The sequence below is a fragment of the Sphingobium mellinum genome (genome assembly GCF_037860795.1).
GTDB lineage: Bacteria > Pseudomonadota > Alphaproteobacteria > Sphingomonadales > Sphingomonadaceae > Sphingobium > Sphingobium mellinum.
Map to the genome: position 1 here is coordinate 1 of NZ_JBANRK010000023.1, position 24,235 is coordinate 24,235.

Genomic DNA, 24,235 nt, shown 5'->3' on the forward strand with positions numbered 1-24,235 from the left:
CCGCCACTCCGCTCAAAGAGCGGCAATCATCCCGGCGATCGGGAGCGGCGCAAGGCGGCCGTCAGACCCCGCTTACGACCGCGGCGCACTTCGGGTTGAAGATGCGGCAACGCTGCTGGGCTTGAAGCGCCGGCAGATCTTCCGGTTGCTCGAACGTCTGCGCGCCGAGGGCGCTTCAGGCTTGGTGTCGCGTAAGCGTGGTCGGCCGAGCAACCGGCGTCACAGCGATGCCTTTCGCGAACGGATTCTGTCGATCGTGCGCGAGCATTATGCGGATTTCGGGCCCACCTTAGCGCGTGAGTATCTGGCGGAGCGTCATGATATCGCGGTGGGCTGCGAGACATTGCGGCAGATGATGATCGAGGCCGGCATCTGGCAGGATCGCGCCGCGCGTCGTTCTCGGCCTTATCAGCCGCGCCACCGGCGGGATTGCCGCGGTGAGTTGATCCAGATCGACGGTTCGGAGCACGCCTGGCTCGAGGCTCGCGGTCCGAAATGTACGCTGCTCGTCTACATTGACGACACGACCAGCGAGCTGCTGCATCTCAAGATGGTCGAGACCGAGAGCACCTTTTCCGATATGGAAGCGACACGCGAATATAAGCTACATGGTTGGGCACAATGCGCGCTTCGCTCGTCCGGCCGCAGACAGTCGCGATCTGCACCGCCCTCTGGCACCGCGGGATGATCTGCACTCTGTCATGGTCTGGTGCGAACAGCGAACGGTCACGGCCGCGCTGACGCTGCACTACAACAAAGTGCTGTTCCTTCTGGAGCCGAACCCGATCAGCAAGGCATTGGCGCGCAAGCGCGTGGATGTCTGTGAATATCCCGACGGCACAGTCGAGATCCGCCACGAGGGGCGCTCCCTTCCTTATAGCCTGTTCGACAAGATGCCCCGGATCAATCAACCTTCCATCGTCGATAACAAGCATCTCGACGCGGCACTGGCGCTAGCAAAGGAGATCCAGGTAATCGCGCCGCATCACCGGCAGCGGAACAACTATGCCCCTGCCCGCCGGGATCAGCCCGCGCATCTGTTCCCCGAACCGGAGGCACCGGTGAAGATCGACGGACGCCGGTTGGGCGGTCCCAAGCTCAAGCGCGGCCCGCGGCTCAGCCGGGCGGAACTACAGGCGCGCGGCACGCTGGAGTTCGTGAAGGCCCGCTAAACCGGCTCTGACCGAGCCCGCTGCCTGCGCAGCGGGGCCATGCCCTTCCCCACCCACGTTGCGCTTCCAGCAGGGTCCGCGCTGCGCTATCTCGAGGGCTTCACGCAGCCCCTGCTGTCCTCAGAGGTGTCAATTCTATCGGGGACAGATAGTGTCTTTTCTAACCAGCAGAAACATCGGTATGTGCGCTCCCGAACCTGGCTTCTATGGCCTTAACAGGCTGAACGCCCTATCAGGCGTGTGTTCGCCACTACGGAACGGATCGGAATGACCATGCCCTCCAACCGCGACGCAAGTCCGGCCGACGTCACGCCGCTCGTTGATGTCATGGCTCGACTACGCGATCCCGATAGCGGCTGTCCGTGGGACATCCAGCAGGATTTTGCCAGCATAGCGCCCTATACTATCGAGGAAGCCTATGAGGTTGCCGACGCAATCGAGCGCAATGACATGGCCGATCTGCGCGATGAACTGGGCGATCTGCTGCTTCAGGTAGCGTTTCACAGCCGGATCGCGGAGCAAGCCGGGCATTTCACGTTGCAGGATGTGATCGATGGGATCACCCAGAAAATGATCCGCCGTCATCCGCATATATTCAGCGATGATGTGTCCAGGGAAGAAGGTCACAAGCATTGGGAGGCGATCAAGGCGGCCGAGCGCGCCGATCATGATCCGGATTCCAGCGCATTGGCTGGCGTGGCGCAGGCTCTGCCAGCCCTGCTTCGCGCGGAAAAACTTCAGAAGCGGGCCGCACGCACCGGATTTGACTGGCCAGACACCCAAGGCGTGGTCGCCAAGATCGAAGAGGAACTGCAAGAGGTTCGTGAAGCCGCCTCGCATGAGGAGCATCAGGAGGAGATCGGTGATCTGCTCTTCGCCGTCGTGAACCTTGCCCGTCACTTGAAGGTCGATGCGGAGGTCGCCCTACGCGCAGCCAACAGAAAGTTTGAAGCGCGGTTCCGCGGTATGGAGGCGCATGCGGGCGGCGATTTTGTGAAACTGAGCCTCGACGATAAGGAGGCGCTGTGGCGGACGGTCAAGCGGCAGGCAGCCAGACGCTGACGCAGACGCCCGCCCCTGGTTGGCCGCTGATCTCACGCGCAACCGATGCGGTGTGTCCTTTGAAGGTCAATCCTGGCGCTTGATGAAGCGAGCCAGCGCGGAATCCGACAATCTGACGTCAATCGCCATCTCCCCCTCCTCGGCATGGCTGGCAAGCACCTCCCCATGCTCGTGAAGCCAAGCGAGCGCCGCTCCGTCCGCGATCGGCAGCCGCAAATGGTGAACTTGCGCGCCCGAGGTCAGAAAGGCGCCGATGACGTGCTGGAGTGTGTCGATGCCTTCCCCGGTCAGTGCGGACAAGATGACCACATCGTTCCTGCGGGCAGCTATTTCACGCATGTCATCGGCGCGCCCCGCTTCCAGAAGGTCGAGCTTGTTCCACGCTTCGATCATGGGCGGCGGATCTCCCCCCTGCTCGCCCTTCAATGCCCCTTCGCCAGCAACCCCCAGCTCGCTGAGCACGTCCAGCACATCGTCGCGCTGAGCTTCGCTATCCGGATGCGCAATGTCGCGGACATGGATGATGAGGTCGGCGGACAGAACCTCTTCCAACGTCGCCCGAAAAGCTGCGATCAACTGCGTCGGCAGGTCCGATACGAAACCCACAGTGTCGGAGAGGATCGCTTTGTCCAGTCCGGGCAAGGCGATCTGCCGCATGGTCGGATCGAGCGTCGCGAAAAGGAGATCCTCGGCCATGACGTCCGCGCCCGTGAGCCGATTGAACAGGGTGGATTTGCCGGCATTGGTATAGCCTACCAGCGCTATGACCGGCCAGGGAGCACGCTGCCGGCGCGTTCTGTGCAGGCTGCGTGTGCGGGTTACCTGGTCGAGTTCGCGCCGGATCTTGGCCATGCGGTCCCGGATCATCCGGCGGTCAGCTTCGATCTGGGTTTCGCCGGGGCCGCCCAGGAAGCCGAACCCGCCACGCTGCCTTTCCAGATGGGTCCAACTGCGCACGAGCCGCCCAGCCTGATAGTCGAGATGCGCCAGTTCGACCTGAAGCCGCCCTTCGTTCGTTGCAGCGCGCTCACCGAAGATTTCGAGGATCAGACCTGTCCGGTCGATCACCTTGGCCTCGGTCGCCTTTTCGAGATTGCTCTGTTGAACCGGACTCAGCGCATTATCGACGATGACCAGTTCGGCTTCCTCGGCACGCGCGAGGGCCGCGATCTGTTCGACCTGCCCACTGCCGAACAAGGTGGCAGGCTTGCGGTCACGCACGCGAAAAGCTTGGGCGCGACGTATGTCGATGCCGATGGCGAGAGCCAAACCTCGGGCTTCTTCGAGCCGAGCCTCGCTATCGCGGCGCTCTGTCCCATGGGTTTCGGCGCGCACAACGACAGCTCGCGCACCGCGCGTGACCTCGTCGGTCGAGTCCCGGTTAAAGACGGCCATGTGGGTTTAACGCATCAGGCGGCAGCCCGCCTCATTCGAAGCGGGCGCCCAGCGCAGAAAAAGCGTCAATCCCCGCCCTCGCCCTCGCCGCTCAAATCGATGGCGTGAAGCGGCTGAACCGTCGAGATGGCGTGCTTGTAAACCAGCTGCACCATTCCGTCACGCTCCAGCAACATACAGAAGAGGTCGAACGCGGCGATTTCGCCCTGCAGCATGACGCCGTTCACCAAGAACATGGTAACCGGGCCGCCCGACTTGCGCACGGCGCTCAGGAAGATCTCTTGGAGCAGTCGCGGTTTGCCATTGCCATCGCTAGCCTTGCGCAGATCGGTGAGGTCCATCGGCTGGGCGGGCATGACGGTGGAGATGGCGTGCTTGTAGACAAGCTGGGATTGACCATCGCGGCGCAGCAGCACCGAGAAATTGTCAAACCATGTGATGATTCCTTGAAGCTTGACGCCCTTGACCAGAAACATGGTGACGGGAGTCTTGCTCTTACGCAGGCTGTTCAGGAAAATGTCCTGAAGATTATTCAGTTTTTCGGCCATGGTCATCACCAGTCCTTATTGGCGGGACGTTACCCGCTCGCGCACCCCTGGGCAGGGCGTCGTGCCTGCTCCCGCGTGTCGGGAGCGAGATGAAAGCTACCGCAATTGCGAAGAGCCGTCCATGCCCCTGATGAACTTCTGATCATCCACCTGCTTCAATTGTCTTTTCCATCAGTGATGCCAAGCAACTTCAGCTTGCGGTGCAGCGCGGACCGCTCCATCCCGATGAAAGTCGCGGTGCGGGAGATATTTCCGGAAAAGCGGCGAATCTGAATACGGAGATATTCGCGCTCGAAGCTCTCCCGTGCCTCTCGCAGCGGCGCGCCCATGATCGCGGACTGACCGATGCCCTCGCCTCCCCCATTATTGGTCAGTTCGCTAGGCAGCATGTCCAGTTCGATTCGGCCTATCCGCTCACCCGGGGCCAGGATCATGGTGCGTTCAATGACGTTGCGCAGTTGCCGGACATTGCCCGGCCACTCATTGGCTTGCAACGCGGCCATGGCATCACTGGCGATCTCTGGCGCCGGCACACGCCGTTCTGCCGCGAAACGGGCCAGATAATGTTCGACTAGCGGCGGGATATCGTCTCGCCGCTCGGACAAGGGCGGTATCACCAGCGGCACGACGTTCAGCCGGTAGAACAGATCCTCGCGGAAGCGCCGCTCCTCTATTTCCACCGCCAGGTCACGCGCTGTTGAGGATATGACCCGGACGTCCACCTTGACTTGTCGTTGGCCGCTGACGCGGGTGAAGCTCTGGTCCGTTAGCACCCGCAATATCTTGCCTTGGGTAGTTAACGGCATGTCGGCGATCTCGTCCAGATAGAGCGTGCCACCATGGGCCTGCTCCAGATAGCCCGGACGCACGAGACCGCTCGGGTCCTCGACGCCAAACAGTTCTTCCTCAACCCGGTCGGGGTCCATGCGTGCAGCCGCGACGACGATGAAGGGCGCGTCGGCGCGCCCGCTCCAGCTGTGGAGCATGCGGGCAGCAACCTCCTTGCCTACGCCCGCAGGGCCGGAAATCAGGACGCGGCTGCCGGTTCCCGCGACCCGCTTGATGGTAGCCCGCACCGCGTTAATGACCGCCGATGTACCGGTCAGTTCATCGTCCTGGCCGAACCGAGCCCGCAGGACCTGGTTTTCCCGCCGCAGCCTTTCGGTTTCGGTGGCGCGGGAGACCAGATGCAGGAGGCGATCCGCTTCGAACGGCTTTTCGATGAAGTCGGCCGCGCCCTTGCGAATCGCGGCGACGGCCGTGTCGATATTGCCGTGGCCGGAAATCATCAACACAGGAATGGTGGCGTCGCGCCGCTTGATTTCGTCAAGCAGTTCTAGCCCGTCCATTCGGGAACCCTGAAGCCATACATCCAGCAGGACGAGCGATGGACGCCGCGCATCCAGGGCCTCCATCGCCTCATCGCTGTTCGCCGCGGTCCGTGCCGCGAAACCTTCATCTTCGAGCACACCCGCGACGAGATCGCGAATGTCCTCTTCGTCATCCACTACGAGAATATCAAGCGCCATTGGCTGTCACTTTTCCCTTGGGCTGAGTCACGACATGACCCTCTTCCAGTTTTTCCAGGGCGGCGGTCGGGAAACGCAATGTCACGCGTGTCCCACCGCCGTCCGCGTCTTCCAGTCGGATCTCTCCCATATGTTCCTCGACGATCTTCTTGACGATCGCCAGGCCCAGACCCGTCCCTTTGGTGCGCGTGGTCATATAGGGTTCCAGCACCCTTTCCCGCTCGGGCGGAAGACCGATGCCGTCATCGCATACCTCGATCCTCAGATGGCTGTCATCGCGTTTAACCGTCATACGGACATGGCCCCGCTCGCGCCCAGCCTCAGGCGCAGGCTTGGGTTCGATTGCCTCCACCGAATTTTTGACGATATTGGTGAGCGCCTGTCCCAGCTGTCGCCGGTCGCAAACCAAGTCCATGTCGTCATCGTCTGCATGAAACTCAAACCGGATGTCCGGATGGGCAACCTCGTGGAGAAACAGCGCATGGCGAGCAATGTCGCTTACCGCTTCCCGACGAAACACTGGCTTGGGCATGCGCGCGAAAGAGGAGAATTCATCCACGATCCGCCGCAGATCGCCGACCTGCCGGATGATCGTACCCGTAAGACGCGTGAAAACCGCTTTGTCGCTACTGATCTCCTCCGCATAGCGCCGCTGCAGGCGCTCCGCCGCGAGTTGGATCGGCGTGAGGGGATTTTTTATCTCATGAGCGATCCTGCGCGCGACATCGGACCATGCGGCGCGCCGCTGGTCCGACAGTTGCTGCGTGATATCGTCAAAGGTGAGGATGTGGCGTGATGCGTCTTCAGAGACTTTCACCGCCAACGTGCGGACTTCGCCCTGTACGCGGATCTGGACGATCGCTGCGCCCTCCTCCGAAGCGGTCAGGGCGGCCAACTCCGGCGACACTTCTGAGAGTGGCCGACCGACCGCGTCGCCATCCTCGCGGACCAGGATGGCTGCGGCCGAACTGTTCAGCAGCACGATGACCCCGTCTCGGTCGACCGACAGCACCCCGGCCGACACACCGGACAGGATAGCCTCTATAAAGGCGCGGCGCTCGTCCAACTGGTTGTTCGCAGCCACAAGGGCGCCGGTCTGCGCTTCCAGCCTCTGAGTCATACGGTTGAATGCCGACGCGAGCGTGCCGATCTCATCGCGCGCCTGCGGGCTGGTCACCCGCGCCGAAAGGTCCCCTGCGGTAATCCGGCGCGCGGCGGTCACCAATTCGTTGACCGGACGCACCATCCAGTCGGCGACCGCCAGAGCGATATAGACGGCCACGCCTACCAGCAGCAGCGACCCGACGAAAAGCGCGACATTGAAGCGCAATTGCAACGCGCGCGACTGGGCGGCGAACACGTCATAATCCGCCAGGACCTTCTGCGCCCGCTCGACGTTGCTGAAGGCCGTCGAGCCTGAGTCGCGGGTGGCATACAGATAGATTTTCGCGCCCGGATAGAGCAGCGTCACCGCCTCGATCTGGCTGGGCTTGGCCGCAACCACCACATTTTCTCCCGAAGCCAGACGCTTGATAACGTCTGCCGACAGCATTTCAGATGCGGGCCGGCTATCAGGGTCCACCGTCGCCGCGGTGCGGGCCACGCCGTCCTTGCCGACCTCGATAATGGCTGATCTGTTCAGCTTTCGGGTTACAACCTGATAGATGTAACCTTCCGCGAACCGGGGGCTGGAAACCTTGGACTGGGATAGATAATCCCGCAGATCGCTCGCCATCGTGACGGTTTCGTCACCGACCTCGCGCAGATTCTGCTCATAATAGCCGCGCGCGAGATCACTTGCGTTCTGTAGCATCCCGCGCGCGCTATCCGAAAACCAGAACTGCACGCCATATTGGAACAGCAGCGACGCGAAGATCACGACCAGCAGCATCGGTACGCTGGCTATTATCGAGAAGATCGCAACGAGCCGGACGTGCAACTGCCCATCGCTGCCGATCGCTGACTGCACCGCGCGACGCTTCGCCACCCGACGCCCGAGCAGGACCAGCAGCGCGATCGCAGGAACCAGATTGCCGACCAGCAGCAGCGCAACGATCGGGGGCGTCAGTAACGTATAGGACTGCCCCTGCCCTGACAGCAGAACATAGGTAAGACCTGCGGTCGCAAGGAAGACCAGCAGCGTGACCGCTTCGACCAGCCGCGCCAGGTGCGGTCGAACATATCTCTTCCAGCCTCGACCACGCGCGGAGAGTGTCACAACGCCTTCCATAGTGGCGTTGCTACAACAATGCCGTGCCCGATCATACACAGTAATTGAACAGGACCTTATTCTGGTCGGCCGGTTCGCGCGGTTCGTCCCATTGCGGATCAGTCGGCTACTCGCAAGTGGAGGGGGTCCATTCCATAGTCAGTCAATTTCTTGCGCAGGGTGTTGCGATTGATCCCCAGAAGCGCGGCGGCGCGGATTTGATTGCCGTCCACGCTGGCCAGAGTTTCCTGCAGGAGCACCGGCTCGACAACGGCGAGGAGATCATCATGAAGGGCTCGGTTAGGCTGTCCCAGGCCAGTGCCGAGCTGCCGCTTTGCCCACTCCCGCACCGCCTGCACGAGCTGGCCGGCCGGCGCCACATAGTCTGCGGGCACGTTGTCGAGCGGGAGGCTGTTCCGCAGCATGTCGGCCGCGATCACATTCTCACGGCTCAGGACCGCCAGACGCTGCATCAGATTCTGTAACTCGCGTACATTGCCTGGCCAGTGGTAGGCCATCAGCAACTGAGCGGCGTCATCGGAAAGCGACTTGCGCGGCAATCCTTCCTGTGCTGCGCGATCAAGGAAATGCCGCGCCAGCAGAATCACGTCTTCCCGGCGCTCTCGCAGAGCTGGCAGAGCAATCGGCACGACATTCAGCCGATAATAAAGATCCTGCCGGAACCGGTTCTCCTCGATCAGCCGCGGCAGGTCCTTGTTGGTCGCCGCGATGATCCGGACATCGACCCGCACCGGTTTTGACCCCCCGACCGTTGTCACCTCTCCCGATTGCAGCACGCGCAGCAGGCGGGTTTGCGCTTCCATGGGCATGTCGCCGATTTCGTCCAGGAACAATGTGCCGCCCTGCGCCTGCTCGAACTTCCCGGCTGTCCGGGCATGCGCGCCCGTGAAGGCGCCTTTTTCATAACCAAAGAGTTCTGCTTCGATCAGTTCACGCGGGATGGCGGCCATGTTGATTGCAACGAAAGGCTTGGTACGCCGCTGCCCCAGACTGTGAATGGCTTCCGCCACCAGTTCCTTGCCGGTGCCCGACTCACCCAGCACCAGGATGCTGAGGTCATTCGAAAGGACGCGGGCCACCGTGCGATATACTTCTTGCATCGCGGGGGAACGCCCGACCAACGGCAGGCCATCATGCGGCAAACCGCTACTGACCCCCTCTCCGTCCTCAGCTTTGCCATGGCTGAGTGCGTCGCTGACGGCCCGCGCCAGCTCATTGAGGTCGAAGGGCTTGGGCAGATATTCGAACGCCCCCTTTTCGGTCGCACGGATCGCCGTGTTGAGGGTGTTCTGCGCGGACAGGACAATCACGCTGAGACCGGGCTTGCGCTCCAATATTTCGGCAACGCCATCCAGCCCGTCGCCGTCCGGCAGCATGACGTCTGTGATCAGAACATCCGGCGCGAAACTGTCGATAAGGGCACCGCGCTCGCGGATGGAACCGGCCGTCTTGACCTTGTGTCCTTGCCGCCGCAGCGCTTCGCCCACGACGAGGCAAATGGCGGGATCGTCATCGATGACCAGAACTGCGCCAGTCGCGCTCATCAGTTCATCCCCATCGGCAGCAGAATGCGGAAAGTCGATTCCCCTTCCTCATGGTCGCGGGAATATTGCACGAGACCATTCATGTCGCGCAACAGCTTGTCCACAAGCGCTAGGCCAAGGCCCTGCCCATCCCGCTTGCCGGTGATGAAGGGGTTGAACAGATGATCCAGAATATGGTCCGGCACACCGGGTCCGTTATCGATGACCAGAATTTCGATCGGCAGCACGGCGCTGCCCTTTCCATCGCCGACTACGACGGAGACTCCATGACGAAAGGCGGTTTCCACCCGGATGCAGGGATTTTCACTATGGTCCAGCGCTTCCGCAGCATTTTTCAGCAGGTTGATCATGACCTGCACCAGGGCATCGTCATTGATGATGGCGAATGGCAGCGACGGATCGTAGCGTTTGACGATGCGGATATTGCGGGCGAATCCGGCAGCCGCGATGCTCGCCGCCCGGTCGATCAGCGGATAGATGTTACCGGGCCGGCATTCGAGCGTTCGATCGGTAGTGAAATCCTGCATGCGGTCGATGAGGGCAGCGATTCGATCGACCTCGTTGCAGATAAGCTGGGTCAAGGCGGCATCCTGTCCGGCATTCCCCAGCTCAATCAGCTGCGCCGCGCCGCGAATGCCGGAGAGCGGATTCTTGATTTCGTGCGCCAGGATCGCCGCAGCGCCGATTGCTGAGCGCGCCCCGCCCGTGGTGCCTCGATGGCCGATCTTTCGCGCGTGGCTTTGCGAATGGATGGACACGACCCGCCACCCTTCATGGTCGATGACCGGAGAGATCATGAGGTCCACCTCCATTTCGGCGGTCCGACCCGCGTGAACCCTGACGTCATAGGCTGCGATCGGCTTGTTGCTGTGCCAGATGTCGAAGCGCGATCCCACATCCGCCATCCGAATAGTGCGGGTGATGTCGCTCCCGACGATGGCCGAACGGCCCATGTTGAGCAAAGTTTCCGCCCGTACATTCGCTTCGGCGATGAGATTGTCGGGGCGCACGACCAGCGTCGCCACCGGCAATGCCGTCATAAGCTCGGTCAGGGATGGCCCATCCTGCGGCGTCCGGGGCGGCGGGATGGTCTCGGCCGGCACGCTCATGCAGCCTTGCGCGGTTCAACCATATCTTCCTGCGCGATGAGCGGCTCGTAGAAATGCGCGAGCATGTCTAGCACGACATTGCCGTCCGGTTCCTGGTTAACGGCATTGCGAAACTCGGCCGAGCCCGGCAGCCCCTTGGTGTACCAGCCGATATGCTTGCGGGCCATGTTGACGCCGGTCAGGCCATCATAATGATCGATCATGGCGCGGTAATGTTCTGTAATCACCTGATATTGCTCAGCAAGCGAAGGGTCCGCAAGGCGCTGACCTGTGCGGAACCAATGCATCACCTGCCCGATGAGCCAAGGGCGACCATAGGCGCCTCGACCGATCATTACGCCGTCCGCGCCGCTCTGTTCAAGCGCGGTTTCAGCGTCCTCGATCGAACAGATGTCGCCATTGACAATCACCGGAAGGGAAACAGCTTGCTTGACGCTGCGCACGAATTCCCAGTCGGCGCTGCCCTTGTACATCTGGCAGCGGGTCCGGCCATGGACGGTTATTAGCTTCGCACCCAGATCCTCGGCGATTCTCGCCAGTTCCGGCGCGTTGAGGCTGGAATGATCCCACCCCATCCGCATCTTGACGGTGACGGGTACTTCGACGGCCTTCACCGTCGCTTCGATCAGCGCGGCGGCCAGCGGCAGGTCGCGCATCAATGCGCTTCCAGCATCGCCGTTCACCACCTTTTTCACCGGGCAACCCATGTTGATGTCGATAATGGCAGCGCCCCGGTCAGCATTCAGCTTCGCCGCCTCAGCCATTTCGCGCGGTGAGCAGCCGGCCAACTGCATCGAGACGGGTTCCTCGACAGGATGCCATGCGGCTTTCTGCAGCGACTGCCGGGTTTCGCGAATCATCGCCGCCGTGGCGATCATCTCCGTGACGTTGAGTCCGGAGCCGTAGCGACGAACCAGTGTGCGGAACGGCATATCGGTGACGCCTGTCATCGGTGCCAGAATCACGGGCATGTCGATCGTCACGGGACCGATGGAAATGGGGGAGAGCGCGCGCATTGCCGAACCTGCCTAAAAAACAGGCAGCCCTTAACGGAAAAGCGCCCTCCGGGCAAGCAAAGCCAGGTCTGGCGGTCATGCGCGCCCTTCGCTACACGCCAGGGCATGATGTGGGGCAAGCAGAATGTGGTCGCGCTGGTCGTCGCTGCCGGCCAGGGAAGTCGGGCTGGCGGCGACACGCCCAAGCAACTCCGCCGGATCGGCGGCAAGCCGGTGCTGGCTCACGCCGTCGACGCCCTCACGGCTCATCCGGCGGTGGACAAAGTCGTGCTGGTCGTCGGCGCGGGACAAAAGGATGCCGTTCGCGACCTGCTCGGGGATCGCGCTGACGCGATCGTGTTGGGTGCCGACAGTCGGCGCGGTTCAGTGCGCGCGGGGCTGGAGGCTGTTGCCGCCCACGGCGGCGCGTTACATGTTCTCATTCACGATGCCGCACGTCCTTTCCTGCCCCCTGACGTGATCAATCGCCTGCTCAAAGCGCTCGATACGGTGTCCGGCGCCGTGCCGGTACTGCCTGTCGCCGATACGCTGGTGCGATCTGAATCTGGTCGTGCCGGCGATCTGGTTGATCGCGCCGCGCTTTTCCGCGTGCAGACGCCCCAGGCCTTCCGCTTCGATTCGATCCTGGCGGCTCATCGCGGATGGGATGCTTTGCGGGAGGCAACCGACGACGCCCAGATGCTTAAGCTTCATGGCGAAAGTGTCGCGATGGTCGCCGGCGATGAAAGGCTGGAGAAATTGACCTATCCTGAAGATTTTGCGCGCGCCGAAGCCCGCCTCGTTGGCCAGCGGGCTACGCGGGTTGGCATGGGTTATGATGTTCACAGGCTGGCAGAGGGCGAAGAACTCTGGCTCGCCGGCGTCCGGATTGATCATGAGCGCGGTCTCGCTGGCCATAGCGACGCGGACGTGGCGCTCCACGCGATCGTAGACGCCCTCTTTGGCGCGCTGGCCGAGGGTGATATCGGCAGCCATTTTCCCCCGTCCGATCCGCAGTGGCGAGGCGCGGCATCGTCCCGCTTTCTGGAATATGCCGTTGATCGCGTGGCGGTTCGTGGCGGTAATATCGAACATATCGACCTCACGATCATTTGCGAAGCGCCGAAAATCGGCCCCCATCGCGAGGCCATGCGCCAGCGGGTCGGAGAGATTGCCCGAATCCCGCTCGATCGGATCAGCGTGAAGGCGACCACGACGGAACGCCTGGGTTTTGCAGGCCGCCGTGAAGGCATAGCCGCGCAGGCTGTTGCAACCCTTTCCTTCCCCGCGCTATTCTAGCTATCATGCCAGACCATATCCTCCCCGTGCAGCTTGTCGAACTCGCCGAGCGCGTCATCATTGCCAATCGCCGCGCCGGCAGGACGATAGCCGTTGCGGAAAGCTGCACCGGTGGCCTCGTCTCGGCCGCGCTCACCGAGATAGCCGGATCATCCGACGTGTTCGAAGCCGGTTTTATTACTTATTCCAATGACATGAAGAATGAACTTCTGAAAGTTTCGCAGGACGTCTTGGAAACCTTTGGCGCCGTATCCATCGCCACAGCCTGGGCGATGGCGCAGGGTGCGTTGACGAAGAGCCACGCGAACGTCGCCGTGGCGATCACCGGCATCGCCGGGCCAGGCGGCGGATCTGAACAGAAGCCAGTCGGAACTGTGGTATTTGCCCGCGCCGAGCGCGGCGGCAGTCCCGACAAGGTCGTCGCCGACATGCGTCATTTCGACGATAGCGGCCGCGGCGGCGTACGCCTTCAGGCAGCGCTTTGCGCGCTGGAACTGCTGCTGCCTGACTCGCCGTAAAGTTCCGCCGCGCGCGTTTCGAACGCACCGATCATCTTGCGCAACGCCTTGTCGAACATCTGCCCGGCGAGCATTTCGAACAGCCGGTTCTTGAATTCGAACTCGACCTCGAAATCGACCAATACCCCGCTCTTTCCATCGTCGCGGAAACGCCACTGATTGTGAAGGTGCTTGAGCGGCCCGTCCACATAATCGACCCGAACAAAATCGGGGCGATGTTTATGAACGCGGGATGTAAAGCTCTCCTTGATTCCCTTGAAGCCGACGATCATGTCCGCGACCATTTCGGAATCGCTATTGGACCGCACTCGGATAGCGCTGACCCAAGGAAGGAATTCGGGGTAGGCCCCGACATTCGCAACCAATTCGAACATCTGGTGAGGCGTGTACGGCAGCGACCGCGTTTCGTGGTGCCTGGGCATCGCTTAGCGGGCAGCCTTGGCCAATTGTGCCTCGCGCGCGGCCCGCATCTCGGCAAAATCCTTGCCGGCGTGGTAGCTTGAGCGCGTCAGGGGACTCGACGCCACCTGCAGGAACCCCTTCGCCCGGCCGATCGCCGCATAGGCGCTGAAGGCGGCCGGTGTCACAAATTCCATCACCTTGGCGTGCTTGGGCGTTGGCTGGAGATACTGGCCCATGGTGAGGAAATCGATGTCCGCCGACCGCATGTCGTCCATGACCTGGTGGACCTCGAGCCGTTCCTCACCCAGGCCCAGCATGATGCCGGACTTGGTGAAGATCGACGGATCGAGCTTCTTCACCATCTCCAGCAGGCGCAGTGACGCATAATAGCGCGCGCCGGGCCGGATGGTCGGATAAAGCCGGGGAACGGTTTCCAGATTATGGTTATAGACGTCCGGCCGGGCCGCGACGATCATCTCCACGGCCCGTTCATGCTTGTTGCGGAAGTCGGGCGTCAATATCTCGATCGTCGTGTCGGGAGTGGTGCGGCGCAGCGCCTCGATCACCTTCACGAACTGAGACGCCCCCCCATCGGGCAGGTCATCTCGATCGACCGAGGTGACGACGATATGCTCCAGGCCCATTTCGGCGCAGGCATCGGCCAGGTTCTGCGGCTCGTTGGCATCGACCTTGCGCGGCATGCCGGTTTTCACATTGCAGAAGGCGCAGGCGCGCGTGCAGACGTCGCCCAATATCATCACGGTGGCATGCTTCTTGGTCCAGCATTCGCCGATGTTGGGGCAGGCTGCCTCTTCGCATACGGTGGCCAAACCCTTTTCGCGCATGAGCTTGCGCGTCTCATGGTAGCCAGGACTGGTCGGCGCCTTCACGCGGATCCAGTCGGGCTTGCGGGCGCGCTCCGGTTGGGCACGCGTCGGGATGGAGGCGATTTCCGTCATGCGCCCCAGATAGCGATGCATGGACGCACTTGCCAGCCCCCATCTTGTAAGGCAGACAGCGGCCATGACTGACTTTTCCGACATGCTCGAAGGCTATCGCCGCTTCCGCAACACCGGTTGGACAGAGCAGCGCGAACGTTGGGACGAACTGAACGAAGGTCAGAGTCCCCGCGTGATGGTAATCGCCTGTTCGGACAGCCGCGTCGACCCAGCGCAGATTTTCGACACCAGTCCGGGCGAGATTTTCGTGGTGCGTAATGTCGCGGCGCTGGTGCCCCCCTTCGAAACCAACCCCGGACGGCATGGCGTGTCGGCGGCCTTGGAATTTGCGGTGCAGGTTCTGAAGGTCAGCGAGATCGTCGTGATGGGCCACGGAAAATGCGGCGGCTGCAAGGCTGCGCTGAACCAGGGGCTGAAAGACGCTCCTCCCGGAGAAGGTGGCTTCATCCACAGCTGGATCGAATTGCTCGACGATGCGCGAGAGAAAGTCGTGGAGCGATTCGGCGACGACCGCAGCCGCAATGCAGAACGCGCGATGGAACAGGAAGGCGTAAAGGTCAGCCTGGCCAATCTTCGAACTTTCCCCTGCGTCCGCACGAAGGAAAAGCAGGGCGAGATCAAGCTCATCGGTGCTTTCTTCGCGATTGCCGATGGTCAACTTCACCTGCTGGATGAAACAAGCGGGGAATTCCATCCCGCGGCCATGGAATCTGCCTGATGTCCTCACCGGTCCACAGCGGCAATGTTGCCCTGTTGATCGATGCAGACAATGCTTCCGCCGACCATTTCGACCCGGTAATGACGGTGCTTGCAGAACTCGGCACCGTCAACATCCGCCGTGCCTATGGTAACTGGAGCAAGCCCGCGCTCAAGGGCTGGGCGCGGCAGGTGGTCATCCAGGCGATCGAAACGCAACAGCAATTCGATTTGACCAAGGGCAAGAACGCGACCGACATGAAGATGACGATCGACGCCATGGACCTGATGGCGTCGGGCCGGGTTACCGGCTTTGGTCTCATGTCTAGCGACAGCGACTTTACGCCGCTCGTCACCCGCATCCGGCAGCAAGGCATTCCCGTCTATGGCTTCGGCTCCGACAAGACGAGCGACGCATTCCGCAGCGCCTGCACCCGCTTCATCGATGTGGGCGCGCTTATGCGCGAGCAGAGGATCGAATCGGAAGAACTCGGGACCGTGGGCGACGCGCCTCAAGGAACCGAAGTAAGCCCCGAATTGCTGAAGCTGCTCATCGACGCTTATAATGCGGTCAAGCGCGACGAGCAGGGGTTCGCGAGGCTGAGCGAAGTGGGTCAGTTGGCCGGAAATCGCTCCAGCTTCGACACGCGCAACTACGGTTACAAGCGGCTGTCGGACCTCGTCGGATCGATCAAGAACTTCAAGGTAGAAGTTCGGGACGGCCAGACCTGGATCAAGCGAGTGCATTGATGGCCGTCATCGCGCGGCATCTGTTGATCCTCGGGCGCGTTCAGGGTGTCTTCTATCGTAACTGGACCACCGACACGGCCGATCGAATTGGCATTACCGGCTGGGTGCGTAACCGGATGGATGGCAGCGTGGAGGCCTGGATCGAAGGACCCGCCGATTCGGTGACGCAGTTCATCGCCTTGGCGCATGAGGGCCCGAGCGCTGCCAAGGTCGCGCGGATAGAAATCGAGGATGTCGCGGCAAAGGGCTTTACCATTTTCGAGAAGCGGCCGACCTGTTGAGCCCGCTCCTGACACCGTTCAACCAAGGGACGGAATCTCTCCGCTAAATGGTCCGAAGCCATCCCCACCTGATGCTATTTCCGGCCGAACAGCCTCTCGATATCCCCATGTGACAGCTTCACCCAGGTAGGTCGGCCGTGATTGCACTGACCGCTACGCGGCGTGATCTCCATTTCGCGCAGTAGCGCGTTCATCTCCGCGACGCTCAAGGTACGGCCGGCGCGGACCGAACCATGACAGGCCATGGTGGCGGCGACCATATCCAGCCGTTCCTTGAGCGACAGTGCGCCGTCATAGGCCGCCAGATCATCGGCGAGATCGGCTACCAGCCCTTGCACGTCTCCCTGCCCCAGCATCGCCGGACTAGCGCGCACCAGCATCGCCGCGGGCCCGAACCGTTCCAGCTCCAGCCCGAAGTCACGCAGTTCCTCGATCCGTGCTTCCAGACGATCGCAGGCGGGCTCGTCCAGTTCGACGACTTCCGGCAACAGCAGTGCTTGGGCCGCGACCCCCTGCCCTTCCATGGCGCGGCGCATCCGCTCGAGCGTGAGACGCTCATGCGCGGCATGCTGGTCGACAATGACCAAGCCGTCCTCGGCTTCCGCGACAATATAGGTGCGCGCCACCTGGCCCCGCGCCACGCCCAGCGGAAAGTTGCTGCCTTCGGGCGCGGCCGCCGCCGCAGGCTCGGCGCGGCCCTGCGGCGGTGGCGCGATGAAGCCCTGCCGCCGGTCGGCGAAGGATATGGATGAGGCGGAGTGGGCAGGCCCCCATGCCGCAGCTTCAAAGATCGGGAGCGGGCTGATCGGGGTCGGCGAGACCGGCTCCGATCTCCAGGCTGCAAGGCCGGCGGAATCTGCCTGCTGCACGGCGCGGAAGCCTTCCGCATCGAGCGCGCGCCGCAAACCCGACACGATCATGCCCCGGACGAAAGCGGGATCGCGGAAGCGCACTTCCGTCTTGGCCGGGTGAACATTCACATCGACTTCCAGCGGCGGCACGTCCAGGAACAGCGCCACGACGGGATGCCGATCGCGGGCGAGCATGTCGGCATAGGCGCCGCGCACCGCGCCCACGAGCAGCCGGTCACGCACCGGCCGGCCATTCACGAACAGATACTGATGGTCGCCGACACCGCGATTATAAGTGGGCAGTGACGCGACTCCCGAAAGGCGCAGACCGTCGCGCTCAAGGCTGACGATCACATGGTTTTCGGCGAGTGCCCGGTCGGTCAGCGCGGCCACCCTGTCTTCCCGCGCCTCACCCGCCTGGACGGCCAGCGTGCGCCGGCCGTCGTGCTCCAGGCTGAAGGCAACCGCCGGGTGCGCCATGGCGAGCCGGCGGATGATGTCCAGGCAGGCCGCATATTCCGCTTTGGGCGAGCGCAGGAATTTGCGCCGGGCCGGCACGCGGGCGAACAGTTGCTCCACCGTCACCCGGGTTCCAGGGGGCAGCGCGGCCGGGCCTTCTGCGACGAGTTCGCCATTGTCGACCGTCCGGTTCCAGCCATCCCGTCCCAGAGGCCGGCTGTCGATGGACAGGCGCGCGACGCTGGCGATCGACGGCAGCGCTTCACCCCGAAAGCCCAGCGTCGAAACATTTTCTATGGCATCGTCAGGTAGTTTCGAGGTGGCGTGCCGCTCCATCGCGAGCGCGATGTCGTCAGCGGTCATCCCGCAGCCGTCGTCGCTCACCTCGATCCGGTCGAGCCCGCCATGGGCCAGCCGTATGGAAATGCGCAAGGCGCCCGCATCCAGCGCATTTTCGACGATCTCCTTAAGTGCGCTGGCAGGCCTTTCAACCACTTCGCCTGCGGCAATGCGGTTGACCAGATGTTCGGGCAGGCGGCGTATTGACATTGATTAGTGACTAGCCCAAGCGATCGCTTTCCGCGAGCCGGGGCCCTGAAAAATTTGCGTCATGACAGGGGCGGCGGAACGTGGCAGGGACTTCCGACCGCCCCGGTTCGCGTCGCCGGGACGATCGGGCTGAACAGGAACAGGCATGTCGATCTTCTCGCGACTTTTCAAACTCTCCTCCCAGGATATGGCCATCGACCTCGGCACGGCAAACACCGTGGTCTATGTGCGCGGGCGTGGCATCGTGCTCAACGAACCCTCGGTTGTTGCGGTGGAGACGCTGAACGGGGTTAAGCGGGTGAAGGCCGTGGGCGATGACGCCAAGCTCATGATGGGCAAGACACCTGATTCGATCGAGGCCATCCGCCCGTTAAGGGACGGCGTGATTGCTGACATCGACGTAGCCGAGCAGATGATCAAGCATTTCATCACCAAGGTGCATGGCGGCAAGTCGCGCCCCTGGCGCTTCCCTGAGATCGTGATCTGTGTGCCCAGCGGCTCGACCAGCGTCGAACGTCGCGCGATCCGTGACGCGGCCAGCAACGCGGGTGCGAGCCAGGTCTTCCTGATCGAGGAGCCGATGGCAGCCGCGATCGGCGCCGACATGCCCGTGACCGAGCCGATCGGCTCCATGGTCGTCGACATTGGCGGCGGCACGACCGAAGTCGCCGTGCTCTCATTGCGCGGCCTCGCCTACACGACATCGGTTCGCGTCGGTGGCGACAAGATGGACGAGGCGATCGTGTCCTTCGTTCGCCGTCATCACAATCTGCTGATCGGCGAAGCCACCGCCGAGCGGATCAAGAAACAGTTCGGCGTCGCCCAGCCGCCCGAAGATGGCGTGGGTGAGACGATCCACATCAAGGGCCGCGACCTGGTGAATGGCGTTCCGAAGGAAATCTCGATCAATCAGGGCCAGATTGCCGATGCTCTGGCGGAGCCGATCAGCACGATCGTTGAGGGCGTGCGCATCGCTCTGGAGAACACGGCCCCCGAACTGGCGGCCGACATCGTCGATCAGGGCATCGTCCTGACGGGCGGCGGGGCGCTGCTCAAGGGCCTCGACGACGAACTGCGCGACGAGACCGGGCTGCCCGTAACCATCGCGGAAGACCCGTTGACCTGCGTCGCGATCGGCACCGGCCGGGCGATGGAGGATCCGATCTTCCGGGGCGTGCTGCAAACCGCTTAAGGCCAGGGGGACGACAGGATGGCGCGGCCACCCAGCCGACGTCCCGGCCACAACCGGAAGGCGCAATATAGTCTGTTCGCCAGCTATGTGGTGGCGACGACGGGCGCTGCCGTCGGCCTGCTTCTGGTAGCCGTCGCGATTTTCGATCCGACCGGCTTTGCCGCGATCCGCACCGCCGCGTTCGAGGTTACCCGCCCCGCATCGATCGGTCTGCGGAACATGGTCAGCGGCGCAAGCTCCCTTGATGAGGTGTTGACTGCCTACTGGCGGGCCGGCTCGCAGAACGTCGCCCTGCGCCGGCAAGTGGAAGCAGACCGCAACCGCATCATCGAAGCAAAGGGCATTGCGCAGGAAAATCTTCGACTGAAGAAGCTGCTCAAATTGGTTGATGAGGACCAGAGTGATCTTCTGACCGCGCGGCTGATTTCGTCTTCCTCATCCAGCTCGCGCCGGTTTGCGCGCCTCAATGCCGGCCGGTGGCAGGGCGTACGCCCGGGCATGCCGGTTCGCGCGCCCGAGGGGCTTATTGGCCGTATTCACAGTACGACCCCCAATACAGCGGAAGTGCTGTTGCTGACGGACAGCAGCAACATTGTTCCGGTTCGACGGGCAACCGACAGCGTCCCCGCCATCTCGACGGGTCTGGGGGACGGAACGTTGGAAATCCGGTCGCTGGCCGCCGGCCGCAATCCCTTCACTCCTGGCGATATCCTGGTGACGTCGGGTGTCGGTGGCATTTACCAGCCCAATATCCCGGTTGCGGTGATCGTCCGGATCGCCGGGGAAATCGCCTATGGCGTGCCACTGGCAAACCCGTCCAAGGTTGACGCGGTGGTGGTCGAGCGGTCGTTCGAGGAAGCGGTTACCCGCGGCGAACCTGCGGCCGAAGCCGGATTGGTTTCTCCCAAGACGCCGTCCAATATCGCCGCGCCATGATGGATTCGCATCTTCACCCGGTTCCGAGGCTGGGCCGGCACCCCTCTCGCTTCAGACTGATCGGCACGCCAGTCATCACGGTGATGCTGGGGTCGTCGATCACGCTCCTGCCGTTGATAGCACAGGCCCCTGTGATGCCCCCTTTCGGCCTTCTGCTGCTTCTGTCCTGGCGTCTGCTGCGCCCCGAACTATGGCGTGCCTGGATTGGTCTGCCCCTCGGCCTGTTCGACGACATCATGAGTGGTCAGCCGATCGGGTCCGCAATGTCCCTTTGGACTATGACGCTGATAGCTATCGATGCGATCGAACATCGTATGGTGTGGCGCAGCTACCGGCAGGACTGGCTAATTGCATGCGCAGCCATTATCTTTTGCCTCGCCGGTGGGGTGTTCTTCGCGCGGATCACTGGCGGAGGCGACATCAAGCTGCAACTGGTTCTCCCGCAAATGCTCTGGACGGTCCTTCTCTTTCCTTTCGTGGTGCGCCAATGCGCCCGGATTGACCGCTGGCGCGTGATGGCATGAAGCTGCCGAAGCTCAAGCGCAAGACCGTCAACGAAGCCGCGCTGTCCTTCACGTTTACACGGCGGGCAATGGTGGTCGGCGGTCTCCAGGCCGGCGTGGGGGCCATGTTGCTCGGCCGGATGGCATGGATCAGCGTGGCGGAAAATGAAAAATATAATCTCCTCTCGGAAAGCAATCGCGTCAATCTGACGCTGATCCCGCCTCGCCGCGGCTGGATACTCGACCGCAACGGCAAGGCGCTTGCCAACAACAGGACCGATTTTCGTGTCGACCTCATACCGGAACGCGTGACCGATCCGGAGGGGACGATCGGAAAGCTGACGCGCCTCCTCTCGCTTGCGCCTGAAGAAGTGGACCGGATCAAGACCGAACTCGACAAGTCGGCCGGCTTCCGTCCAGTGCAGGTGGCGGAGAAACTGACATACGATCAATTCGCCGCCGTCAGCGTCCGCCTGCCCGACTTGCCGGGTGTGGCGCCGAGCCAGGGATTCTCCCGCTATTATCCCGCAGGCGCAGCCGTCGGGCATCTTCTCGGCTATGTGGGAGCTGCTTCGGCCGAGGATTATGAGGAGCGCAAGGACCCGCTCCTGATCACGCCTGGATTCAAGGTTGGCAAGGACGGACTGGAAAAGTCGTTCGACCGTGAACTGACGGGTAAGCCCGGCGCCAAGCGGGTTGAAGTGACGGCCCGCGGCAAGATCGTGCAGGAACTGACGACCCGACCGGACACGCCGGGTCATGCTATCCAATTGACCATCGATGCGGGCCTGCAGGAATATGCGGGCCGGCGCCTTGCAACGCAGAGCGGCTCTGTGGTGGTCATCGACTGCCACAATGGCGACGTGCTTGCGATGGCGTCGATGCCCAGTTTTGATCCCAACAGCTTTTCCGAGGGCATCAGCCACATGGAATGGGAAATGCTGTCGAAGGACGACCATGTCCCGCTGCGCAACAAGACGCTCCAGGGTCTTTATCCGCCCGGATCGACCGTCAAGCCGATGGTAGCGCTGGCCTTGCTTGAGGCCGGCATCAGCCCGTCAGACACGGTGAGTTGCTCGGGCGCGATCCGGGTCGGCAATACAATGTTCCACTGCTGGAAGCGGCGCGGCCATGGCTCCGTCAACATGCACAACGGGATCAAATACAGCTGCGACATCTATTTCTACCAGATGGCGCAGCGCATCGGCATGGATCGCATCGCCAGCATGGCCCGGCGCGTCGGAATGGGTCAGAAATTCGCCCTGCCCTTCCCCAGCCAGAGCTATGGCACGGTCCCCGATCCCGAATGGAAGCTCAAGAAATATCGTCAGAAATGGCAGGTCTATGACACGGTCAACGCGACGATCGGCCAAGGCTACATGCTCATCAATCCGCTGCAGATGGCCATCATGGCGGCGCGACTCGCGACCGGTAAGCAGCTGGTGCCCAATTTCATCCATGGCGCCCGGCGACCTCCGCCGCTGCCGGTAGGGGTGCCCGAGGAGCATCTCGTGACCATCCGTCAGGCCATGGGCGCGGTGGTGAACGAAGGTGGCACCGGCGGTGCCGCGAGAATGGACGTGCCAGGGGTCATGCTCGCGGGCAAGACCGGCACGGCACAGGTCCGCCGCATCACCACTTCGGAACGGGCCGGCGGCGTCCGCGGAAACGCTTCTCTACCTTTCAAGCTCCGCGATCATGCGCTGTTTCAGGGGTTCGCGCCGTTCGACAATCCGCGCTACTCCATCGCCTGTATTCTCGAACATGGCGGCCATATCAATCGCATCGAGGACACACCGACGATTGCGTCAGACACCATGACTTTCCTGTTCGACCAGGCAAAGGCCATTGAGAAGCTTGAGGCACTGGAAAAACAATGGGGTGGCCCGCCGGCAGAACGGATGGCGCGACAAATGGCGGCCTTCCGCTTGGCCAAGGCGATGGAAAAGGGCGAAGCGCCGCCAGCGAAAGCTGTTGTCGCAAATGCCACCGATGCGGCGCCAGTCAATAAGATCGCGCCTTCCACTTCAACGCCTGACGACGATGCTGCGGCCCGATGAGTATCGTCCCTGAACCACTTGCTGAATTTCCATGGCGCGTTTTGGGCATTCTGCTGGCCATAGCCGGCTTTGGGACCCTCGTCCTTTACAGTGCCGCCGCGGGAAGCATTACGCCCTGGGCGGTCAATCAGGGCGCCCGCTTCGTCATTTTTTCCATCATGTCCTTCGCGCTGAGCCGTGTCCGGCTTGACGTCTTCGCGCGACTGGCTTTCCCGGCCTATGGCGCGATCCTCGTCTCGCTCGTCCTTGTCGAGTTGATTGGCGGCGTTGCGGGTGGCAGCCAGCGGTGGATCAACCTTGGCTTCATGCAGTTACAGCCGTCCGAATTCATGAAACCGATCATCGTGCTCGCCGTGGCCCGCTTCTATGCACTGCTTCCTGTGGGCGAAATCAGGAGGTGGACGGCGATCTGGCCGGCATTGGTCCTTATCGGTGTGCCCTTCTGTCTCGTGCTCGTTCAGCCGGATCTTGGCACGGCAACGATGATCGCGGCCGGTGGCGTCACGGTCATGTTCCTGGCGGGCCTTCCGCTGCGACTTTTCGTCGGGTCCGGGCTCGCACTCGCCGCGATTGTGCCGATCGCGTTCAGCTTCCTTCATGACTATCAGCAAAAGCGCGTTCTCATTTTCATGGATCCGGAAAGCGATCCACTGGGCGCGGGCTATCATATCAGCCAGTCAAAGATCGCCATCGGGTCGGGCGGCATATGGGGCAAGGGTTTCCTCAAGGGCACTCAGAGCCATCTTCAATATCTGCCCGAAGGCCATACCGACTTCGTCTTCGCGACCATGGCAGAGGAATGGGGGCTCGCTGGCGGCATCTTCCTGATCGGAGCTTTCCTCCTTCTGTTTCGTTGGGGTATCGGCGTATCGCTGCGGGCGCAGGATAGATATGCAAGGCTGGTGGCCGCAGGACTGACCACAACGATCTTCTTTTACGTCGCCATCAATCTGATGATGGTGATGGGGCTTGCCCCGGTTGTCGGCATACCCCTGCCCTTCATGTCCTATGGCGGGTCGTCGATGCTCACCGTGATGTTGTGCGTCGGCATCATAATGGCGATTGAGCGCTCAACCCGACGAGGTGGACAGCGGCGTGGTGATTGGGGTTGATTTTCGGCGCTTTCGCAAAAAATCGGAAGCTAAGGCGATTTCCTGTTTGCAAAGCGGAAGGATGATGCTAACCGCCCGGCCACG

At 62.1% G+C, this 24,235-nt stretch carries 23 protein-coding genes; 13 read left to right on the forward strand and 10 right to left on the reverse strand.

The features are described 5' to 3' along the window. The 3 genes from AAC640_RS16380 to mazG form a co-directional block, all read left to right on the forward strand. Positions 1 to 688: helix-turn-helix domain-containing protein (locus AAC640_RS16380; RefSeq protein WP_340268199.1), on the forward strand; the 688-nt coding region annotated here is incomplete at its 5' end. A 13-nt stretch (positions 689 to 701) separates the two neighbouring features. Next, complete coding sequence (locus tag AAC640_RS16385) at positions 702 to 1,172, forward strand: hypothetical protein (protein WP_340268201.1); 471 nt, start codon at positions 702 to 704, stop codon at positions 1,170 to 1,172. 273 nt (positions 1,173 to 1,445) lie between these two features. Further along, positions 1,446 to 2,234, forward strand: a complete 789-nt coding sequence (gene mazG, locus AAC640_RS16390; protein ID WP_340268268.1) for a nucleoside triphosphate pyrophosphohydrolase — start codon at positions 1,446 to 1,448, stop codon at positions 2,232 to 2,234. Positions 2,235 to 2,300: 66 nt separating this feature from the next. Here mazG and hflX read toward each other — a convergent pair whose 3' ends face one another. The 7 genes from hflX to dusB form a co-directional block, all read right to left on the reverse strand. Then, a complete protein-coding gene (hflX, locus tag AAC640_RS16395; RefSeq protein WP_340268203.1) occupies positions 2,301 to 3,629 on the reverse strand; it encodes a GTPase HflX in 1,329 nt (442 codons plus the stop codon). 65 nt (positions 3,630 to 3,694) lie between these two features. Further along, positions 3,695 to 4,177: an RNA chaperone Hfq gene (gene hfq, locus AAC640_RS16400; protein WP_340268270.1), complete on the reverse strand. Its 483-nt coding sequence runs from the start codon at positions 4,175 to 4,177 to the stop codon at positions 3,695 to 3,697. 155 nt (positions 4,178 to 4,332) lie between these two features. Further along, positions 4,333 to 5,706, reverse strand: coding sequence for a nitrogen assimilation response regulator NtrX (gene ntrX / locus AAC640_RS16405; protein WP_340268205.1), 1,374 nt, complete (start codon positions 5,704 to 5,706; stop codon positions 4,333 to 4,335). Beyond that, positions 5,696 to 7,936: a sensor histidine kinase gene (locus AAC640_RS16410; protein ID WP_340268207.1), complete on the reverse strand. Its 2,241-nt coding sequence runs from the start codon at positions 7,934 to 7,936 to the stop codon at positions 5,696 to 5,698. The genes ntrX and AAC640_RS16410 overlap by 11 nt, the downstream gene beginning before the upstream one ends. A 98-nt stretch (positions 7,937 to 8,034) precedes the next feature. Further along, positions 8,035 to 9,480: a nitrogen regulation protein NR(I) gene (gene ntrC, locus AAC640_RS16415; RefSeq protein WP_340268209.1), complete on the reverse strand. Its 1,446-nt coding sequence runs from the start codon at positions 9,478 to 9,480 to the stop codon at positions 8,035 to 8,037. After that, a complete protein-coding gene (locus AAC640_RS16420) occupies positions 9,480 to 10,589 on the reverse strand; it encodes a two-component system sensor histidine kinase NtrB (RefSeq protein ID WP_340268211.1) in 1,110 nt (369 codons plus the stop codon). The genes ntrC and AAC640_RS16420 overlap by 1 nt, the downstream gene beginning before the upstream one ends. Then, positions 10,586 to 11,605: a tRNA dihydrouridine synthase DusB gene (gene dusB, locus AAC640_RS16425; RefSeq protein ID WP_340268213.1), complete on the reverse strand. Its 1,020-nt coding sequence runs from the start codon at positions 11,603 to 11,605 to the stop codon at positions 10,586 to 10,588. The genes AAC640_RS16420 and dusB overlap by 4 nt, the downstream gene beginning before the upstream one ends. A 105-nt stretch (positions 11,606 to 11,710) precedes the next feature. Between dusB and AAC640_RS16430 the strand changes: the two genes are divergently transcribed. Together AAC640_RS16430 and AAC640_RS16435 are read left to right on the forward strand one after the other, a co-directional pair. Further along, complete coding sequence (locus AAC640_RS16430) at positions 11,711 to 12,883, forward strand: bifunctional 2-C-methyl-D-erythritol 4-phosphate cytidylyltransferase/2-C-methyl-D-erythritol 2,4-cyclodiphosphate synthase (protein ID WP_340268215.1); 1,173 nt, start codon at positions 11,711 to 11,713, stop codon at positions 12,881 to 12,883. Between the two features lie 5 nt (positions 12,884 to 12,888). Then, positions 12,889 to 13,401, forward strand: coding sequence for a CinA family protein (locus AAC640_RS16435; protein WP_340268217.1), 513 nt, complete (start codon positions 12,889 to 12,891; stop codon positions 13,399 to 13,401). On the opposite strand, the gene AAC640_RS16440 is transcribed toward AAC640_RS16435, so the two are convergent. Continuing rightward, positions 13,353 to 13,823 carry a type II toxin-antitoxin system RatA family toxin gene (locus AAC640_RS16440; RefSeq protein ID WP_340268219.1) on the reverse strand — a complete coding sequence of 157 codons (471 nt, stop codon included), beginning with the start codon at positions 13,821 to 13,823 and terminating at the stop codon, positions 13,353 to 13,355. The genes AAC640_RS16435 and AAC640_RS16440 overlap by 49 nt on opposite strands. 3 nt (positions 13,824 to 13,826) lie before the next feature. Then, a complete protein-coding gene (gene lipA, locus AAC640_RS16445) occupies positions 13,827 to 14,783 on the reverse strand; it encodes a lipoyl synthase (RefSeq protein ID WP_340268221.1) in 957 nt (318 codons plus the stop codon). 43 nt (positions 14,784 to 14,826) lie between these two features. Between lipA and AAC640_RS16450 the strand changes: the two genes are divergently transcribed. From AAC640_RS16450 to AAC640_RS16460, 3 genes are read left to right on the forward strand one after another with little or no spacing between them, the layout of a single operon-like run. After that, positions 14,827 to 15,480 carry a carbonic anhydrase gene (locus AAC640_RS16450; protein WP_340268223.1) on the forward strand — a complete coding sequence of 218 codons (654 nt, stop codon included), beginning with the start codon at positions 14,827 to 14,829 and terminating at the stop codon, positions 15,478 to 15,480. Then, complete coding sequence (locus AAC640_RS16455; RefSeq protein ID WP_340268225.1) at positions 15,480 to 16,208, forward strand: NYN domain-containing protein; 729 nt, start codon at positions 15,480 to 15,482, stop codon at positions 16,206 to 16,208. Before AAC640_RS16450 ends, AAC640_RS16455 begins: the two co-directional genes overlap by 1 nt. After that, positions 16,208 to 16,489, forward strand: a complete 282-nt coding sequence (locus AAC640_RS16460; protein WP_340268227.1) for an acylphosphatase — start codon at positions 16,208 to 16,210, stop codon at positions 16,487 to 16,489. The genes AAC640_RS16455 and AAC640_RS16460 overlap by 1 nt, the downstream gene beginning before the upstream one ends. Positions 16,490 to 16,563: 74 nt before the next feature. Here the strand turns inward: AAC640_RS16460 and mutL are convergent, their stop codons facing one another. Next, a complete protein-coding gene (mutL, locus tag AAC640_RS16465; RefSeq protein ID WP_340268229.1) occupies positions 16,564 to 18,348 on the reverse strand; it encodes a DNA mismatch repair endonuclease MutL in 1,785 nt (594 codons plus the stop codon). A 145-nt stretch (positions 18,349 to 18,493) separates the two neighbouring features. Here mutL and AAC640_RS16470 point away from each other — a divergent pair, with 145 nt between their 5' ends. The 5 genes from AAC640_RS16470 to rodA are packed head-to-tail and all read left to right on the forward strand — an operon-like array spanning position 18,494 to position 24,151. Further along, complete coding sequence (locus AAC640_RS16470; protein ID WP_007685698.1) at positions 18,494 to 19,540, forward strand: rod shape-determining protein; 1,047 nt, start codon at positions 18,494 to 18,496, stop codon at positions 19,538 to 19,540. A gap of 18 nt (positions 19,541 to 19,558) precedes the next feature. Beyond that, complete coding sequence (gene mreC, locus AAC640_RS16475; RefSeq protein ID WP_340268232.1) at positions 19,559 to 20,476, forward strand: rod shape-determining protein MreC; 918 nt, start codon at positions 19,559 to 19,561, stop codon at positions 20,474 to 20,476. After that, the gene (gene mreD / locus AAC640_RS16480; RefSeq protein ID WP_340268234.1) at positions 20,473 to 21,000 is read left to right on the forward strand and encodes a rod shape-determining protein MreD; all 528 of its coding nucleotides are present in this window, start codon (positions 20,473 to 20,475) and stop codon (positions 20,998 to 21,000) included. The genes mreC and mreD overlap by 4 nt, the downstream gene beginning before the upstream one ends. Continuing rightward, positions 20,997 to 23,039: a penicillin-binding protein 2 gene (gene mrdA, locus AAC640_RS16485; RefSeq protein WP_340268236.1), complete on the forward strand. Its 2,043-nt coding sequence runs from the start codon at positions 20,997 to 20,999 to the stop codon at positions 23,037 to 23,039. Before mreD ends, mrdA begins: the two co-directional genes overlap by 4 nt. Beyond that, positions 23,036 to 24,151, forward strand: a complete 1,116-nt coding sequence (gene rodA, locus AAC640_RS16490) for a rod shape-determining protein RodA (protein WP_340268237.1) — start codon at positions 23,036 to 23,038, stop codon at positions 24,149 to 24,151. Before mrdA ends, rodA begins: the two co-directional genes overlap by 4 nt. Positions 24,152 to 24,235: the final 84 nt, after the last annotated feature.

What these genes read in the sequence shown, in the direction of transcription:
- mrdA (WP_340268236.1), top strand. Translation starts at nt 20,997, where the DNA reads ATGAAGCTGCCGAAGCTCAAGCGCAAGACCGTCAACGAAGCCGCGCTG.
- AAC640_RS16470 (WP_007685698.1), top strand. Translation starts at nt 18,494, where the DNA reads ATGTCGATCTTCTCGCGACTTTTCAAACTCTCCTCCCAGGATATGGCC.
- ntrX (WP_340268205.1), bottom strand. Translation starts at nt 5,706, where the DNA reads ATGGCGCTTGATATTCTCGTAGTGGATGACGAAGAGGACATTCGCGAT.
- AAC640_RS16420 (WP_340268211.1), bottom strand. Translation starts at nt 10,589, where the DNA reads ATGAGCGTGCCGGCCGAGACCATCCCGCCGCCCCGGACGCCGCAGGAT.
- mreC (WP_340268232.1), top strand. Translation starts at nt 19,559, where the DNA reads ATGGCGCGGCCACCCAGCCGACGTCCCGGCCACAACCGGAAGGCGCAA.
- mazG (WP_340268268.1), top strand. Translation starts at nt 1,446, where the DNA reads ATGCCCTCCAACCGCGACGCAAGTCCGGCCGACGTCACGCCGCTCGTT.
- mutL (WP_340268229.1), bottom strand. Translation starts at nt 18,348, where the DNA reads ATGTCAATACGCCGCCTGCCCGAACATCTGGTCAACCGCATTGCCGCA.
- dusB (WP_340268213.1), bottom strand. Translation starts at nt 11,605, where the DNA reads ATGCGCGCGCTCTCCCCCATTTCCATCGGTCCCGTGACGATCGACATG.
- AAC640_RS16455 (WP_340268225.1), top strand. Translation starts at nt 15,480, where the DNA reads ATGTCCTCACCGGTCCACAGCGGCAATGTTGCCCTGTTGATCGATGCA.
- ntrC (WP_340268209.1), bottom strand. Translation starts at nt 9,480, where the DNA reads ATGAGCGCGACTGGCGCAGTTCTGGTCATCGATGACGATCCCGCCATT.
- AAC640_RS16460 (WP_340268227.1), top strand. Translation starts at nt 16,208, where the DNA reads ATGGCCGTCATCGCGCGGCATCTGTTGATCCTCGGGCGCGTTCAGGGT.
- AAC640_RS16385 (WP_340268201.1), top strand. Translation starts at nt 702, where the DNA reads ATGGTCTGGTGCGAACAGCGAACGGTCACGGCCGCGCTGACGCTGCAC.
- hfq (WP_340268270.1), bottom strand. Translation starts at nt 4,177, where the DNA reads ATGGCCGAAAAACTGAATAATCTTCAGGACATTTTCCTGAACAGCCTG.
- rodA (WP_340268237.1), top strand. Translation starts at nt 23,036, where the DNA reads ATGAGTATCGTCCCTGAACCACTTGCTGAATTTCCATGGCGCGTTTTG.
- AAC640_RS16440 (WP_340268219.1), bottom strand. Translation starts at nt 13,823, where the DNA reads ATGCCCAGGCACCACGAAACGCGGTCGCTGCCGTACACGCCTCACCAG.
- AAC640_RS16410 (WP_340268207.1), bottom strand. Translation starts at nt 7,936, where the DNA reads ATGGAAGGCGTTGTGACACTCTCCGCGCGTGGTCGAGGCTGGAAGAGA.
- AAC640_RS16430 (WP_340268215.1), top strand. Translation starts at nt 11,711, where the DNA reads ATGATGTGGGGCAAGCAGAATGTGGTCGCGCTGGTCGTCGCTGCCGGC.
- mreD (WP_340268234.1), top strand. Translation starts at nt 20,473, where the DNA reads ATGATGGATTCGCATCTTCACCCGGTTCCGAGGCTGGGCCGGCACCCC.
- lipA (WP_340268221.1), bottom strand. Translation starts at nt 14,783, where the DNA reads ATGCATCGCTATCTGGGGCGCATGACGGAAATCGCCTCCATCCCGACG.
- hflX (WP_340268203.1), bottom strand. Translation starts at nt 3,629, where the DNA reads ATGGCCGTCTTTAACCGGGACTCGACCGACGAGGTCACGCGCGGTGCG.
- AAC640_RS16450 (WP_340268223.1), top strand. Translation starts at nt 14,827, where the DNA reads ATGACTGACTTTTCCGACATGCTCGAAGGCTATCGCCGCTTCCGCAAC.
- AAC640_RS16435 (WP_340268217.1), top strand. Translation starts at nt 12,889, where the DNA reads ATGCCAGACCATATCCTCCCCGTGCAGCTTGTCGAACTCGCCGAGCGC.